This is a genomic window from Escherichia sp. KTE96 (genome assembly GCF_000408525.1).
In the GTDB taxonomy this organism is placed as follows: Bacteria; Pseudomonadota; Gammaproteobacteria; order Enterobacterales; family Enterobacteriaceae; genus Escherichia; species Escherichia marmotae.
The window spans coordinates 1,126,128-1,141,831 of the sequence record NZ_KE137149.1 but is presented as its reverse complement, the minus strand read 5'-3'; the positions used below and the strand labels follow the sequence as shown (position 1 = coordinate 1,141,831).

Annotated in this window: 14 protein-coding genes; 6 read left to right on the top strand and 8 right to left on the bottom strand. The window is 52.2% G+C overall.

The window, feature by feature from the left end:
• Positions 1–152: 152 nt before the first annotated feature.
• The 7 genes from kefC to A1WG_RS09035 form a co-directional block, all read right to left on the bottom strand.
• On the bottom strand, positions 153–2,012 hold the full coding sequence (gene kefC, locus A1WG_RS09005; RefSeq protein ID WP_001517728.1) for a glutathione-regulated potassium-efflux system protein KefC: 1,860 nt from the start codon (positions 2,010–2,012) through the stop codon (positions 153–155).
• A complete protein-coding gene (gene kefF, locus A1WG_RS09010; RefSeq protein WP_000600731.1) occupies positions 2,005–2,535 on the bottom strand; it encodes a glutathione-regulated potassium-efflux system oxidoreductase KefF in 531 nt (176 codons plus the stop codon). Before kefF ends, kefC begins: the two co-directional genes overlap by 8 nt.
• A gap of 106 nt (positions 2,536–2,641) precedes the next feature.
• Positions 2,642–3,973 carry an MFS transporter gene (locus A1WG_RS09015; RefSeq protein WP_001183182.1) on the bottom strand — a complete coding sequence of 444 codons (1,332 nt, stop codon included), beginning with the start codon at positions 3,971–3,973 and terminating at the stop codon, positions 2,642–2,644.
• A 58-nt stretch (positions 3,974–4,031) separates the two neighbouring features.
• Positions 4,032–4,319, bottom strand: coding sequence for a ferredoxin-like protein FixX (gene fixX, locus A1WG_RS09020; RefSeq protein ID WP_000203750.1), 288 nt, complete (start codon positions 4,317–4,319; stop codon positions 4,032–4,034).
• Positions 4,316–5,602: an FAD-dependent oxidoreductase gene (locus tag A1WG_RS09025; RefSeq protein WP_001517727.1), complete on the bottom strand. Its 1,287-nt coding sequence runs from the start codon at positions 5,600–5,602 to the stop codon at positions 4,316–4,318. The genes fixX and A1WG_RS09025 overlap by 4 nt, the downstream gene beginning before the upstream one ends.
• Positions 5,603–5,651: 49 nt before the next feature.
• A complete protein-coding gene (locus A1WG_RS09030; RefSeq protein ID WP_001517726.1) occupies positions 5,652–6,593 on the bottom strand; it encodes an electron transfer flavoprotein subunit alpha/FixB family protein in 942 nt (313 codons plus the stop codon).
• Positions 6,594–6,607: 14 nt separating this feature from the next.
• A complete protein-coding gene (locus tag A1WG_RS09035; RefSeq protein ID WP_001517725.1) occupies positions 6,608–7,378 on the bottom strand; it encodes an electron transfer flavoprotein FixA in 771 nt (256 codons plus the stop codon).
• 472 nt (positions 7,379–7,850) lie between these two features.
• On the opposite strand from A1WG_RS09035, the gene caiT reads away from it, so the two are divergent.
• From caiT to caiE, 6 genes are all read left to right on the top strand, one after another.
• Positions 7,851–9,365 carry an L-carnitine/gamma-butyrobetaine antiporter gene (caiT, locus tag A1WG_RS09040; RefSeq protein ID WP_001517724.1) on the top strand — a complete coding sequence of 505 codons (1,515 nt, stop codon included), beginning with the start codon at positions 7,851–7,853 and terminating at the stop codon, positions 9,363–9,365.
• Positions 9,366–9,394: 29 nt separating this feature from the next.
• Positions 9,395–10,537, top strand: coding sequence for a crotonobetainyl-CoA dehydrogenase (gene caiA, locus A1WG_RS09045; protein WP_000347138.1), 1,143 nt, complete (start codon positions 9,395–9,397; stop codon positions 10,535–10,537).
• A gap of 147 nt (positions 10,538–10,684) precedes the next feature.
• Entirely contained in the window at positions 10,685–11,902 is a 1,218-nt protein-coding gene (gene caiB, locus A1WG_RS09050) for an L-carnitine CoA-transferase (RefSeq protein WP_000349948.1), read from the top strand.
• 72 nt (positions 11,903–11,974) lie between these two features.
• The gene (gene caiC / locus A1WG_RS09055; RefSeq protein ID WP_001517723.1) at positions 11,975–13,528 is read left to right on the top strand and encodes a crotonobetaine/carnitine-CoA ligase; all 1,554 of its coding nucleotides are present in this window, start codon (positions 11,975–11,977) and stop codon (positions 13,526–13,528) included.
• A 106-nt stretch (positions 13,529–13,634) separates the two neighbouring features.
• Positions 13,635–14,420, top strand: a complete 786-nt coding sequence (gene caiD / locus A1WG_RS09060) for a crotonobetainyl-CoA hydratase (RefSeq protein ID WP_000004392.1) — start codon at positions 13,635–13,637, stop codon at positions 14,418–14,420.
• A gap of 5 nt (positions 14,421–14,425) precedes the next feature.
• Positions 14,426–15,016 carry a carnitine operon protein CaiE gene (caiE, locus tag A1WG_RS09065; RefSeq protein WP_000122899.1) on the top strand — a complete coding sequence of 197 codons (591 nt, stop codon included), beginning with the start codon at positions 14,426–14,428 and terminating at the stop codon, positions 15,014–15,016.
• A gap of 118 nt (positions 15,017–15,134) precedes the next feature.
• Here caiE and caiF read toward each other — a convergent pair whose 3' ends face one another.
• Positions 15,135–15,530: a carnitine metabolism transcriptional regulator CaiF gene (caiF, locus tag A1WG_RS09070; protein WP_000333133.1), complete on the bottom strand. Its 396-nt coding sequence runs from the start codon at positions 15,528–15,530 to the stop codon at positions 15,135–15,137.
• Positions 15,531–15,704: the final 174 nt, after the last annotated feature.

Genomic DNA, 15,704 nt, shown 5'->3' with positions numbered 1-15,704 from the left:
AGCGTAAACCTTCGTCGACTGGCGAGAGGATGATGTTGAGGAAAATTTTTATTTTGCTGGCGAGTCCACGCTATGCCCCTGGACTCGCCGCATTACAGTTGCGCAAAAACAAACAGTTAGTTGTAAAGCATGCGACACATCACACTTTTTGATTACAACGGCTTAGTTTCTGGCTCATCCGCCATGTTGCCGGTATGTTTCCCTTCTTCGGTTCCCTGCCAGCCATGCCGTTGAATTAATGACAGATGTTCCCGGTCTTCAGTAATGATTTCGCTTAACATCGCGCTGGTGCGTTTATAGACTGCCGCGCGGGCTTTGGTGTCGTTTTCGCCCATCGCCATCTCTTCCACCATTTGAATATTAAAGCGGCGGAACACATCAGCACGTTCTCGCGCTTCATATGGCCCCAGGCCTAAACTTTCCAGCGCCAGACGCCCGGTTTTGAGCGCTCCCTCAAAGGTTTCACGCTCTGGCCTTTCCACGCCAGCCTGGCGCAAACGAATGTAGTGATCGACATCACGGGCGCGGGCAATAATCTGCAGATGCGGAAAATGTTCTTTCACCATCTCCGTCAGTTGCAGGTTGGTTTGCGGATCGTCAATGGCATTAATCAGCACTTCCGCTTTCGCCGCTCCGGCAGATTCCAGCAAATCCATCCGCGTGGCATCGCCGTAAAACACCTTCATGCCAAATTTGCGCAACGTTTCTATATGGTCAGGATCATGATCGAGCACAACCATTTTCACTCCGCTGGAGAGCAGCAAACGTCCGGTGATCTGACCAAAACGCCCGAATCCGGCAACAATCACCCGCGGCTGTTCTTCGTCGATCTCATCAGCTTCGCGCGCCTCTTCAGTGCCGGATTGCTCAAGACGGTTGAGGATCACCAGCAAAATCGGCGTTGCTGCCATCGACAGCGCCACCGCCAGGGTCAATGATTTCGCCCACTCCGGCTCCAGCACATTCGCCATTTGCGCCGCGCCAAACACCACAAAGGCAAACTCACTGCCCTGCCCTAACAGCACCGCAAACCAGCGACGCTGTTTATTCGGCACCTGCAACGGTCTGGCAATCAGCCACAGCATGGCAATCTTGATGATGAGGAAACCGAACAGCAGAATGACAATGCGCAACGGGTTTTCAATCAGCGTGCCAAAGTCTATCGACATCCCAACGCCGATAAAAAACAACCCTAACAACAAGCCTTTGAACGGTTCGATATCGCTTTCCAGCGCATGACGATATTCCGAGCTTGCCAGCAGCACGCCCGCCAGAAACGCGCCCATCGCCATCGACAGACCAACCTCTTCCAGCAGCAAACCGAAGCCAAACACGAGGAATAAAGCCACTGCACTAAACACTTCCCGCAAGCCAGAGCGGGCAACAAAACGCAGCGCCGGACGCGTAACATAGCGCCCCAGTAATACCACCAGCACCAGCGCGCCCGCCACTTTTAACGCTGACAAGGCAAATGCACCTAGCGTAGTCGAGGCACTGCTCGCCGCCAGCAAGGGGATCATCGCCACCAGCGGGATCGCCGCGATATCCTGGAACAGCAGCACCGCAAAGGCACTGCGCCCCATTTGCGTCACCGTCAGGTTGCGTTCATTCATCGCCTGCATGGCAATCGCCGTTGATGAGAGCGCCAGCGTCATGCCAATCAGTTCTGCCACCTGCCAGCGCATACCGAGTAACATGCAGAACAGCCCCAGCAGGCCGCCGCAAACCACCATCTGCAATGCGCCACCGCCGAATACTGCCGCCCGCAGCTTCCACAGCCTTTGTGGGTCGAGTTCGAGACCGATGATAAACAGCATCAGCACCACGCCGATTTCGGCAAAGTGCAGAATAGATTCAGCATCGGTCACCAGCCGCAGCCCCCACGGGCCAATAATGCAACCTGCAATCAGGTAGCCAAGTACCGAACCAAGACCGAGACGTACTGCAATCGGCACAATCAGCGCCGCCGAACCGAGATAAATCAGCGCCTGAATCAGCGTATGACTATCCATGATGTGCCTCCTGCCATTCCAGCAGACGTTGTTTATAGTGGCGCGCCTGCCCTTCGAGAGTTTCGTCGTCACAAATAAAGGTACAGTGCATGGCAAACGGCGGCAGCCATTTCAGCCCGCAGTAGATTGCCGTCGCCTGTAGCGGCTGCGACAACACATCAAAGCCCGGATGAGTACCAATCTCAAAATGACTTTCCCCACCGCCAGTCGTCACCGCCCACAGCAAATGTTTGCCATGCAACGCCGTACCGCCGTGTCCGTAAGCCCAGCCGTGTGAGAAGACTTTATCGATCCACAATTTGAGCAACGGCGGAATGCTGTACCACTGCATTGGGTGCTGCCAGACGATCAGATCGGCACGAGAGAGCGCCTCCTGCTCGGCCGCTATATCGATATTGAAGTCAGGATAGAGTTGATAAAGAGAGCGGATTTCGACGCCTTCCAGCGTCCTTGCCTGTTCAAGCATCCGTTTATTCGCATGGGAATGATGCGGATACGGATGCGCATAAATGATTAGAATCATAGTTAGCCTGCGCGTTTACACCTTTGTTTTCCACAAAGTGTAGTCACATATTCACGCGGCTTATAGTCAATAATATTGATTCAGAAAAGAGAGAAATCTGAATAAGTTATCCTGCACGCTGCCTGCGAATTGTCATATTACTGGTCTGCGCCAACGACATCCCACGCGTCTCCGGAGCAAACGCCACAGAAATCAGCAGGCCAAACAGCGAGATCCCCGCCCCCATCAGCATAGTATTGCTGATACCGTAATTATTAATAAAGATCGGCAGCGCCCAGGTTGAGATAATTGTACCGATACGACTCAGAGACATAATGACGCCCACGGCTGAGGCGCGAATATCCGTCGGGAAGAGTTCATTAGGATAAAGCCACTGCAAATTGCCTGGCCCGCCGGAGAAAAACGCGTACACCGCAAACGCCATGACCACCAGCCAGATCCCCATATCCGGGATCAGCCCCAAAACCGCCAATGCCAGCGTCATCATGGCAAAGCTGCCGATCAACAATGGACGTCGTCCGGCAGTGTTCAGCCAGAGCATCGGCGGAATACAGCCGAGCATAAAGAACAGGCTAATCACCACGTTTCCCAGCGCCGCGTTTTTGCCGACGCCTAACCCCAGAAGACCGACGATTTGTGGGCCAAAGGTGTAAATGGCGAACATCGGGATCACCTGGCAGGTCCAGATGGCGGCCACAAACAGGACAAAAGGAAAATGGCGGCGGTTAAACAGATCGCGAAAACGAGTTTGTTGCGGCTGCTCTTCATCGAAAACCACCGGTTCGCCAAACAATTTGATCATCATCTCTTCGCACTCTTTCACTCGCCCTTTGCGCAACAGCCAGCGGGGAGATTCGGGCAGTTCGAATCGACCAATCAAAATCAACAAACACGGGATCGCCGCACTGCCCAGCATCCAGCGCCAGCCGCCTTCCACATCATAAAGCCAGTAGCCGACCAGATCGGCACAGGTCGCGCCGACATACCACATAGCGGCGATAAAGCTGATGGAGAACGCCCGCTGACGGGTGCTGGAGAACTCGGTGATCATCGAGGTGGCGATGGGATAATCCGCGCCGATAACAATGCCGATGAGCACCCGCATCACCAGCAGTTCGACAGGTGATGAGACAAACATCGTCGCAACAGAAATCCCCCCGATAGCAATGATATCGATGAGAAACATTTTGCGTCGTCCGACTTTATCGGAGATATAGCCAAACAGCGATGTGCCAACGAACAGCCCGGCGAGGGTTCCCGCGCCCAGCAGGCCGATCCAGTCAGCGTCCAGTTTTAGCGCCGGAGTCAGTTGCTCCAGCGCCACGCCGATCATTACCAGCACATAGCCATCCAGAAACGGGCCACCGCTTCCCCACAGCAAAATACGGCGGTGAATAGAGGAGAATTTGAGATCGTCAAAGTTTCTGGACGGTTGCATGGGTTGATCCTGTTTTTTAGCAATGGGGGTCAGTACGGCGTTACGTATCAGACCAACATCAGCCGTAACGAAACTCCACGCCAAAGGTGCCGCGCGGGTATTCCCACTGCTCCAGCGCCGACCCCAGCCCAAGAATGCGGCAGGTTCCACACTCCAGACATCCGGCGTAATCGAAGCGTACGCTGCCGTCATCCTGTTTTTTGTACAGACCCGCCGGGCACGCTTTCACCAGCAGTTCCAACGCCTGTTTATCGGCATCAGACTTCACAACAATGTGCGGATGCTCTTCATCAACATTGAATTTATTGACGCCCAGTTTGACGTCCACATTGACGGGAGAAGTCATAAAACGGTCACTCCTTTCATGCCATCCTTGATCAGATTGATGAAACCCACTTTCTTGCTGTGGCGGAGGATTTTCTTGCGCATCAGTTCCGGCGCACTGCCATCAATGGTGAACAGGTCACGCGCCACACCCACCGCCAGTTCCGGATAGCCGCTAAACATACGTGGGTTATCAAGAAAAGCCGGTAGCTTCTGGTACATACGCATATCGCGCAGCGGGCCACTCTCCAGATGCTGACGATACTCCGCCAGTTTCTGCTTACTGAAATCGTCGTTTTTCATCGCTGAAAGCACGGTTTTCGCTGCTGCTTCTCCGGCGGCAATCGCCAGATCCATACCACGAATGGTAAAGCCGAGATTCATACACATTCCGGCGGCATCACCGGCAATCAGCACGCCGTCACCAACCAGTTCCGGCAACATGTTGATACCCGCTTCTGGCACTACGTGAGCAGAGTATTCCACCAGCTTGCCACCCGCGATCAGCGGTGCAACCGCCGGATGCTGTTTGAAATCTTCCAGCATTTGTGGCACCGATTTCTTCGCGTTATGCAGATGATGCAGGCCGCAAACCAGCCCCAGTGACAGGGTGTTTTCATTGGTATAAAGGAAGCCACCGCCCATCAGGCCATCGGTGGGTGTCCCCGCAAACAGGCAGGCCGCGCCCTGATTACCCTGCAACTGAAAACGGTCTTCGAGAACCAACTTCGGTAACTCGATCAATTCCTTCACGCCAACCGCCACATCCGTCGGTTTGACGCGTTTCGCCATTCCCAGCTTTTCGGCAAGAATGGAGTTCACACCATCAGCGAGGATCACCGTTTTCGCTTCAATCACATCGCCATCGGCTTCTACGCCGACAACTTTGCCATCGCGCTGCACAAGGTTATCGACGCGAATTCCGGTAATTAACTGCGCGCCCGCTTCTTCGGCCTGCTCCATCAGCCAGGCATCAAATTTGCTGCGTAAAACGGAGTAAGAGCGCTGGGATGGCGAGGTTTCGTCGCCATTGCAGTAGTCCATAGTCATCGCTGACTTTTCGGTCATAAACGCAAGTTTTTCATGAGTGATCAGGCGTTCAACGGGGGCGCTTTCGGCAAAACCAGGAATGATGTGTTCCAGACTGTGGGCATAGAGACGCCCGCCGGTAACATTCTTAGCGCCAGCGGAATTGCCACGCTCGATAACTAACACTTGTGCCCCTTCGCGGGCGAGCACCAGCGCGGCAACCGAACCGGCCAGCCCTGCACCAACGATGATGGCATCAAAGATATCTTCGGACATAAGAACTCCCTGTCAGCGGCAGGGCCAAAAGCAGCCCTGCCAGAGTAGATCAACGCGCTAAAGCCGCCGTCAGCGCCGGAAGGATCTTCACGGCGTCGCCAACAATGCCGTAATCCGCGTACTGGAAGATCGGCGCATTTTTATCTTTGTTGATAGCGAAAATGGTTTGTGACGCATTAGCGCCAACCATGTGCTGGATCTGCCCGGAGATCCCCACGGCCAGGTACAGTTCAGGTTTCAGCATCAGGTTGGAGATACCAACATAGCGCTCGTGCTCCATCCATTTTTCGTTTTCCGCCACCGGACGAGAACAGGCCAACTCCGCGCCAATCACCTGGCAAAGTTGCTCTGCCAACGCAATGTTCTCTTTACAGCCAATGCCGCGACCGACGCTAACCACCAGACGGGCTTTGTCGAGATCGACACTGTTGCTCTGGCGCGCCTGCGTTGCCGTGCGGGTAACCGCCACAGCCGGAGACTGCCACTCCACGGTGTGCGTTTCACCTGTACTTGACGTGTCCGGCTGAGCCGCATCGAACGTGCCGCTGCTGATGGTCAGTACCGCATACTGCGTGGCAATGCGTTCTTCGCCAATCGCCAGGCCGCCGTAAACCATGTGTTTCACCGTCGCTTTACCATCCTGCACGCTGACGGCGCTGGCATCGTTAGAAACCGCCGCTTTCAGGCGATAACCCAGTTTCGCCGCCAGTAATTTGCCGCGACGGGTGTTCGGCAGTAGTACCAGGCCGTCTGTGCCGTGCTGGCGAATGGTGTCTGCCATCACTCCGGCGTAATCTTCGATCATCCGATCGTCCGGTTTGCCGCTTAATTTCCAGACATGATTAGCACCAAACTGGATTGCCTGTGCGCCGTCGTCGTCACTCAGAACAAACGCATTGATTTGATGAGCTAAAGCCTGCGCGCCGTTCATCAGTTCCGGCAGACGAGAAGGGGTATCGCTGAATACCCAGACTTGAGAAAACGTGTTCATAGCATCCCCTGTAATTAAATGACTTTGCGAAGATTTTCAGCAAATGCGGCGATCTGTTCTTCGCCGTCGCCTTCAATCACGATGCGCTGACGCTCGCGCTGTTTCGGTGCGGCAACCCGTTGTTCAGACCAGGCTTCCACGGCGTTAAAACCGATATCTGCCGCCGACCACACCTGGACTGGCTTTTTCGCCGCGCCGAGAATGGCTTTCATCGAAGGAATTTGTGGGGCATTGATATCAGTGGAAACAGCAACGACCGCAGGCAGCGGGATGCTTAAAGTTTCTGTTTCATCTTCCAGTTCGCGCTCAACGGTGAGGGTATCTGCCGTCAGGGAGAGGATTTTGCTGACACCGTTAACTGCCGGAATGTTGAGGATTTCACCCACCAGCAGACCAACCTGCTGGGCATAAAGGTCGGAAGAACCGTCACCACAGAGGATCAGATCAAAGCCTGCTTTCTGCGCCGCGGCAGCCAGTGCAGTCGCCGTTTGTTGCGGCAGTGCCTGCTCGAACTGGTCATCAATCACCACAATCAGTTCATCCGGGCCGCGAGACAGCACATCTTTACGTCCTTTGGCATTAGTCAGGGCTTTGCCGCCCACACTTAAAGCCGTCACCTGCGCCTCAGTCGCCTGCTGTTTTAACTGGCAAGCCGCTTCAATAGCGTTCAGATCATATTGGCTTATTTTCGCATCGGCTTTGCTGAGATCTAATGAACCATCAGCATTATTGATCGCAATATCCTGTTCATCAGGCACGCACTTATAGCAAGTAATAATCTTCATTGCATCTCCAGAAATCATGAAGGAAACGTCGTTCATATCGGTGGTGTTAATTACAGATATCACGTCATTTAATTCTGGAATAAAACTTTAATCACCAATATTGAAAATGTCACACGTAGATAAATCCAACTTTCAATATTGTTAAGCGCCTCACCAATATTGAAAACACGGTGTTGAAAGAAGAAATTTTCAATATTGTTTTATGGATCACCAATATTGAAAGTCAGATGCTGGATTTTCACTCAAAACCAAACTCATTTAGTTGATTAATAACGAATATTTAAATTAAAACACTCTGTTTTTATCCGATGAAAACCTGTGATTACCATCACAGAATACAGCCAATTGAATACCCATTATGAGTTAGCCATTAACGCGTTCACGAGGTTAATAATAATTATATTAAATGTTAACAAAAATAAAACAAACGGGAACGTAAAATAAATATTTATTTTTACAGTGGAATTAACTCATGAAAGATGAAAAAAGAAAAACGGGAATAGAACCGAAGGTATTCTTTCCGCCGTTAATAATCGTTGGCATACTTTGCTGGCTTACAGTCAGAGATTTGGATGCGGCGAATGTCGTTATTAATGCCGTATTCAGTTACGTCACCAATATATGGGGATGGGCATTTGAATGGTATATGGTGGTCATGCTTTTCGGCTGGTTCTGGCTGGTGTTTGGCCCGTATGCCAAAAAGCGTTTAGGTAACGAACCACCCGAGTTCAGTACCGCCAGTTGGATCTTTATGATGTTCGCCTCCTGTACGTCAGCCGCCGTGCTGTTCTGGGGATCGATTGAGATCTACTACTACATCTCCACGCCGCCATTTGCTTTAGAGCCAAACTCCACTGGCGCGAAAGAGCTGGGGCTGGCCTACAGTTTGTTCCACTGGGGGCCGTTACCGTGGGCGACTTACAGTTTCCTTTCCGTCGCCTTCGCGTACTTCTTCTTCGTTCGCAAAATGGATGTGATTCGCCCCAGTTCCACCCTGGTGCCGCTGGTGGGTGAAAAACACGCCAAAGGGTTGTTTGGTACTATCGTCGATAACTTCTACCTGGTGGCGCTGATCTTCGCAATGGGCACCAGTCTCGGCCTTGCCACACCGCTGGTGACCGAGTGTATGCAGTATCTGTTTGGTATTCCGCATACCCTGCAACTGGATGCCATTATCATTACCTGCTGGATCATCCTCAACGCTATCTGCGTGGCCTGTGGTCTGCAAAAAGGGGTAAAAATCGCCAGCGATGTGCGCAGCTATTTGAGTTTCCTGATGCTCGGCTGGGTGTTCATCGTCAGCGGTGCCAGCTTCATCATGAACTACTTCACCGACTCGGTGGGGATGTTGCTGATGTATCTGCCGCGCATGCTGTTCTATACCGATGCCGTTGGCAAAGGCGGCTTCCCGCAGGGATGGACCGTATTCTACTGGGCATGGTGGGTGATTTACGCCATCCAGATGAGCATCTTCCTGGCGCGTATCTCCCGTGGTCGAACCGTGCGTGAACTGTGCTTCGGTATGGTGATGGGGCTGACAGCATCCACCTGGATCCTGTGGACTGTACTCGGTAGTAATACTCTGCTGTTGATGGATAAAAACATCATCAACATTCCGAATCTGATCGAACAGTACGGCGTGGCGCGCGCCATCATCGAAACCTGGGCCGCTCTGCCTCTCAGCACCGCCACCATGTGGGGCTTCTTTATTCTCTGCTTTATTGCCACTGTCACCCTGATTAACGCCTGCTCTTACACCCTGGCGATGTCCACCTGTCGTGAAGTGCGCGACGGCGAAGAACCACCGCTGCTGGTGCGCATTGGCTGGTCAATTCTGGTTGGCATTATCGGCATTGTTCTGCTGGCGCTCGGCGGCCTGAAACCGATTCAAACCGCCATTATCGCCGGAGGATGCCCGCTGTTCTTCGTCAACATTATGGTGACGCTCTCCTTTATTAAAGACGCGAAACAGAACTGGAAAGATTAATTACCCCCAAAATATCAAGAGGTTGAAAGATGGATTTTAATTTAAATGATGAGCAGGAACTGTTTGTCGCCGGTATCCGAGAACTGATGGCCAGCGAAAACTGGGAAGCCTATTTTGCCCAGTGTGACCGTGACAGCGTCTACCCGGAGCGTTTTGTCAAAGCCCTGGCGGATATGGGTATCGACAGTCTGCTGATCCCGGAAGAGCACGGTGGTCTGGACGCGGGATTCGTTACCCTCGCCGCAGTGTGGATGGAACTGGGTCGTTTGGGGGCACCAACTTATGTGCTGTACCAGTTGCCGGGCGGGTTCAACACTTTCCTGCGTGAAGGTACGCAGGAGCAGATCGACAAGATCATGGCTTTCCGCGGCACCGGTAAGCAGATGTGGAACTCAGCGATTACCGAACCGGGCGCTGGTTCCGATGTGGGTAGCCTGAAAACGACTTATACCCGTAGAGATGGTAAGATTTATCTTAATGGTAGTAAGTGTTTTATTACCAGTAGCGCCTACACCCCATATATCGTGGTGATGGCGCGCGACGGCGCTTCTCCGGACAAACCTGTCTACACCGAATGGTTTGTCGATATGAGCAAACCAGGAATCAAAGTGACCAAACTTGAGAAGCTCGGTCTGCGTATGGATAGCTGCTGTGAAATCACCTTTGACGATGTGGAACTGGACGAGAGAGACATGTTCGGTCGCGAAGGTAACGGCTTTAACCGCGTAAAAGAAGAGTTCGACCACGAACGTTTCCTGGTAGCCCTCACCAACTACGGTACTGCGATGTGCGCCTTTGAAGATGCGGCGCGCTACGCCAACCAGCGCGTGCAGTTTGGTGAAGCGATCGGTCGTTTTCAGTTGATTCAGGAAAAATTCGCCCATATGGCGATCAAATTAAACTCCATGAAAAACATGCTCTATGAAGCAGCGTGGAAAGCGGATAACGGCACCATTACTTCTGGCGATGCGGCAATGTGCAAATACTTCTGCGCCAATGCGGCATTTGAAGTGGTGGACAGCGCAATGCAGGTGCTGGGCGGTGTCGGGATTGCGGGCAACCACCGCATCAGCCGCTTCTGGCGTGACCTGCGTGTAGACCGCGTCTCCGGAGGATCTGACGAAATGCAGATCCTGACGCTGGGTCGTGCGGTGCTGAAGCAATACCGCTAAATCCGTGCGCTGCCTTATCAGGCCTACAGGAGCACAAATGTAGGCCGGATAAGGCGGTTACGCCGCATCCGGCAACCGTGCGGCGATGCCTGATGCGCTTTGCTTATCAGGCTTACAAAGGCTACACACATTTTTCAGGAGCTAATAATGGATCATCTACCGATGCCGAAATTCGGGCCGCTGGCCGGATTACGGGTTGTCTTCTCCGGTATCGAAATCGCCGGGCCGTTCGCCGGACAAATGTTCGCAGAATGGGGCGCAGAAGTTATCTGGATCGAAAACGTCGCCTGGGCCGACACCATCCGCGTTCAACCAAATTACCCGCAGCTTTCCCGCCGCAATTTGCACGCGCTGTCGTTAAATATCTTCAAAGATGAAGGCCGCGAAGCGTTTCTGAAATTAATGGAAACCACCGATATCTTCATCGAAGCCAGTAAAGGCCCGGCCTTTGCTCGCCGTGGCATTACTGATGAAGTGCTATGGCAGCACAACCCGAAACTGGTTATCGCTCACCTGTCCGGTTTTGGTCAGTATGGCACCGAGGAGTACACCAATCTTCCAGCCTATAACACCATTGCACAGGCCTTCAGTGGCTACCTGATTCAGAACGGTGATGTTGACCAGCCAATGCCTGCTTTCCCGTACACCGCTGACTACTTCTCCGGCCTGACCGCCACCACCGCGGCGCTGGCAGCACTGCATAAAGTGCGCGAAACCGGCAAAGGCGAAAGCATCGACATCGCCATGTATGAAGTGATGCTGCGCATGGGTCAGTACTTCATGATGGACTACTTCAACGGCGGCGAAATGTGCCCGCGCATGACCAAAGGGAAAGATCCCTACTACGCCGGTTGCGGTCTGTACAAATGTGCCGATGGCTACATCGTGATGGAACTGGTGGGCATTACCCAGATTGCAGAGTGCTTTAAAGATATTGGCCTCGAGCATCTGCTCGGTACACCGGAAATTCCGCAAGGCACTCAGCTTATCCACCGTATCGAATGCCCTTACGGCCCTCTGGTAGAAGAGAAACTCGATGCCTGGCTGGCGGCACACACGATAGCAGAAGTAAAAGAACGCTTTGCCGAACTGAATATCGCCTGCGCCAAAGTGCTGACCGTGCCGGAGCTGGAAAGCAATCCACAGTACGTTGCCCGCGAATCAATCACCCAGTGGCAAACGATGGATGGCCGTACCTGCAAAGGGCCGAACGTTATGCCGAAATTCAAAAATAACCCAGGCCAAATCTGGCGCGGAATGCCGTCGCACGGCATGGACACCGCTGCCATTTTGAAAACCATCGGCTACAGCGAAAACGACATTCAGGAGTTGGTCAGCAAAGGTCTGGCCAAAGTTGAGGACTAAACGCGTGGTGCTAGTTGGCTTGCCTGACTAGCGCCCGCCCAATAACAAACGAACAAAATGGATAGAGGTGCAATGGATATCATTGGCGGACAACATCTACGTCAAATGTGGGACGATCTGGCGGACGTTTACGGTCATAAAACGGCGCTAATTTGTGAATCCAGCGGCGGGAACGTCAACCGGTATAGTTATCTTGAGTTAAATCAAGAAATTAACCGCACGGCAAACCTGTTTTATACGTTGGGAATTCGCAAAGGCGACAAGGTCGCGCTGCATCTCGACAACTGCCCGGAATTTATCTTTTGCTGGTTCGGGTTGGCAAAAATTGGCGCGATTATGGTGCCGATTAATGCCCGACTGCTGCGTGAAGAGAGCGCGTGGATCCTGCAAAACAGCCAGGCGTGTCTGTTGGTGACCAGTGCACAATTTTATCCTATGTATCGGCAGATTCAGCAGGAAGATGCCACGCAACTACGGCATATTTGCCTGACCGATGTGGCGCTTCCCGCTGGTGATGGTGCCAGTTCGTTTGCACAACTAAAAACTCAGCAACCTGCAACCTTGTGCTATGCACCGCCGTTATCGACCGACGATACGGCGGAAATTCTTTTTACCTCCGGTACAACCTCCCGCCCGAAAGGGGTGGTAATTACCCATTACAATCTGCGCTTCGCCGGATATTACTCCGCCTGGCAGTGTGCAGTGCGTGACGATGATGTCTACCTGACGGTGATGCCTGCGTTTCATATCGATTGCCAGTGTACTGCGGCGATGGCGGCATTTTCGGCGGGTGCGACCTTTGTGCTGGTGGAAAAATACAGCGCCCGCGCCTTCTGGGGGCAAGTACAAAAGTATCGCGCCACCGTCACCGAATGTATTCCGATGATGATCCGCACCCTGATGGTACAACCACCTTCTGCGAACGATAGGCAACACTGCCTGCGGGAAGTGATGTTTTACCTCAACCTGTCAGAGCAGGAAAAAGACGCGTTTTGTGAACGCTTCGGCGTCCGCTTGCTGACGTCTTACGGGATGACAGAAACCATCGTCGGCATTATCGGCGATCGCCCCGGCGATAAGCGTCGCTGGCCGTCGATTGGTCGTGCAGGATTTTGCTACGAAGCGGAGATCCGCGACGATCACAATCGCCCACTCCCCGCGGGGGAGATTGGCGAAATCTGCATTAAAGGCGAACCAGGGAAAACCATCTTCAAAGAATATTTTCTCAATCCGCAGGCCACCGCCAGAGTCCTGGAAGCCGATGGCTGGTTGCATACCGGCGATACGGGATACCGCGACGAAGAGGGCTTTTTTTACTTCGTCGATCGTCGCTGCAATATGATCAAACGCGGTGGCGAGAATGTCTCTTGTGTAGAGCTGGAAAATATTATCTCCGCGCATCCAAAAATTCAGGACATTGTGGTCGTTGGTATTAAAGATTCTATTCGTGATGAAGCCATCAAAGCGTTTGTGGTGCTGAATGAAGGCGAAACATTGAGCGAAGAAGAATTTTTCTTCTTCTGTGAGCAGAATATGGCGAAATTTAAAGTGCCATCTTATCTGGAAATCAGAAAAGATCTGCCGCGTAACTGTTCGGGGAAAATAATCAGAAAGAATCTTAAATAAATGAAACCGCGGGAATTATCTCGCCAGCTAATAATCACACCATAAAATAATATGCATTTTTTGCAGGGCATTGTCGTCCCTGAAAAAGCAAAAATGGAGAAAAGGAATGAGTGAATCATTACATCTGACCCGCAATGGATCAATTCTGGAAATTACCCTTGACCGTCCAAAAGCTAATGCAATTGATGCTAAAACCAGCTTTGAAATGGGCGAAGCATTTCTTAATTTCCGTGACGATCCGCAATTACGCGTCGCCATTATTACCGGTGCCGGAGAAAAATTCTTTTCCGCTGGCTGGGATTTAAAAGCGGCAGCAGAAGGCGAAGCACCAGATGCTGACTTCGGCCCAGGCGGTTTTGCCGGATTAACTGAAATTTTCAATCTCGATAAACCGGTCATCGCAGCCGTGAACGGCTACGCCTTTGGCGGTGGCTTTGAACTGGCGCTGGCAGCAGATTTTATTGTTTGTGCCGATAACGCCAGTTTTGCCCTACCGGAAGCTAAACTGGGCATCGTTCCGGACAGCGGCGGCGTGCTGCGTCTGCCGAAGATCCTGCCGCCTGCTATCGTCAATGAAATGGTGATGACTGGCAGACGGATGGGCGCAGAAGAGGCGCTGCGTTGGGGGATTGTCAACCGCGTGGTTAGCCAGGCGGAGCTAATGGATAACGCCCGCGAACTGGCACAGCAACTGGTTAATAGCGCCCCGCTGGCGATTGCGGCGCTAAAAGAGATCTACCGCACCACCAGCGAAATGCCGGTCGAAGAGGCGTATCGTTTTATTCGCAGCGGCGTGTTGCAACATTACCCTGCAGTGCTGCATTCGGAAGATGCCATTGAAGGGCCACTGGCGTTTGCTGAGAAGCGTGATCCAGTGTGGAAAGGGCGTTAACAACCGTGAGCTATTACGCCTTTGAAGGGTTAATTCCGGTGGTTCACCCGACGGCGTTTGTTCATCCCAGTGCAGTATTGATTGGCGATGTAATTGTGGGAGCCGGCGTTTACATCGGCCCCCTCTCCTCGCTACGCGGTGATTACGGACGGCTGATTGTACAAGCAGGAGCCAATATTCAGGATGGCTGCATCATGCACGGCTACTGCGACACTGACACCATTGTGGGGGAAAACGGTCATATCGGTCATGGTGCTATCCTGCATGGCTGTATGATTGGCCGTGATGCCCTGGTCGGGATGAACAGTGTGATTATGGATGGCGCGGTCATTGGCGAAGAAAGCATTGTTGCCGCCATGAGTTTTGTCAAAGCGGGCTTTAGCGGCGAGAAACGTCAGTTGTTGATGGGCACGCCAGCCCGTGCGGTGCGCAGCGTCAGCGATGAAGAGTTGCACTGGAAGCGGTTGAATACCAAAGAATATCAGGATTTGGTCGGGCGCTGCCATGCATCGTTACGAGAAACACAACCGTTGAGGCAAATGGAGGAAAATCGCCCCCGTTTACAGGGGACGACGAATGTGACGCCAAAGCGGTAACATCGTCAGACGTGGCGTAAATGCCTTATCCGACCTGGCCGGAGAGCCCCCGTAGGCCAGATAAGATGCACCAGCATCGCATCCGGCAACCAGGTCTCGCGATATCCACAAGATTAAATTAACGACGCATACTCTTTGATAACATCATCTGCCACTTCTGCTCGCGGTTAAGCTCCGTGAGCGGAACGGTCGGAATACGCGGCGTCTTTCTTACGCCGACTAATTTTTCCCGGCTATTATTCCGCAGACGCGCATAAATTTGTGCATCAATCTCAACCACTTTTACTAACCGCTGACACTGACATCCCCGCCCTTCTAGCTTATTAGGGATCATCTTAACTTCGCAGCTTATTTCTGCGACCTCCGACAGAATATAAGTCAGGGTATTAATCGCCTTGCTGTGTTCAATATCGAAATGAATAGAGATCTCTCTTGCCGTCACCCACCGGTTTTCAACCATCATCCATTCGGCAATTAACAAATAGAGTGGTTTTTCAACATATCCTTCACACATACAAACTCCAGTTTCACAAATTAAAAATCTGGCTATGACTCGTTTTAAGCAATTAAACAAGGCCATATTAAAATTGTAGTTATATCGATAATATGCAACTTCACTGTTGATAAGTGTGAGCTAAATCCTGCTTACATCATCAAAAATATAGATTTCAGGAAAGATTTTCCTTAT

What these genes read in the sequence shown, in the direction of transcription:
- A1WG_RS09035 (WP_001517725.1), bottom strand. Translation starts at nt 7,378, where the DNA reads ATGAAGATTATTACTTGCTATAAGTGCGTGCCTGATGAACAGGATATT.
- fixX (WP_000203750.1), bottom strand. Translation starts at nt 4,319, where the DNA reads ATGACTTCTCCCGTCAATGTGGACGTCAAACTGGGCGTCAATAAATTC.
- caiA (WP_000347138.1), top strand. Translation starts at nt 9,395, where the DNA reads ATGGATTTTAATTTAAATGATGAGCAGGAACTGTTTGTCGCCGGTATC.
- A1WG_RS09015 (WP_001183182.1), bottom strand. Translation starts at nt 3,973, where the DNA reads ATGCAACCGTCCAGAAACTTTGACGATCTCAAATTCTCCTCTATTCAC.
- caiB (WP_000349948.1), top strand. Translation starts at nt 10,685, where the DNA reads ATGGATCATCTACCGATGCCGAAATTCGGGCCGCTGGCCGGATTACGG.
- caiD (WP_000004392.1), top strand. Translation starts at nt 13,635, where the DNA reads ATGAGTGAATCATTACATCTGACCCGCAATGGATCAATTCTGGAAATT.
- caiC (WP_001517723.1), top strand. Translation starts at nt 11,975, where the DNA reads ATGGATATCATTGGCGGACAACATCTACGTCAAATGTGGGACGATCTG.
- A1WG_RS09030 (WP_001517726.1), bottom strand. Translation starts at nt 6,593, where the DNA reads ATGAACACGTTTTCTCAAGTCTGGGTATTCAGCGATACCCCTTCTCGT.
- A1WG_RS09025 (WP_001517727.1), bottom strand. Translation starts at nt 5,602, where the DNA reads ATGTCCGAAGATATCTTTGATGCCATCATCGTTGGTGCAGGGCTGGCC.
- kefC (WP_001517728.1), bottom strand. Translation starts at nt 2,012, where the DNA reads ATGGATAGTCATACGCTGATTCAGGCGCTGATTTATCTCGGTTCGGCG.
- caiT (WP_001517724.1), top strand. Translation starts at nt 7,851, where the DNA reads ATGAAAGATGAAAAAAGAAAAACGGGAATAGAACCGAAGGTATTCTTT.
- kefF (WP_000600731.1), bottom strand. Translation starts at nt 2,535, where the DNA reads ATGATTCTAATCATTTATGCGCATCCGTATCCGCATCATTCCCATGCG.
- caiF (WP_000333133.1), bottom strand. Translation starts at nt 15,530, where the DNA reads ATGTGTGAAGGATATGTTGAAAAACCACTCTATTTGTTAATTGCCGAA.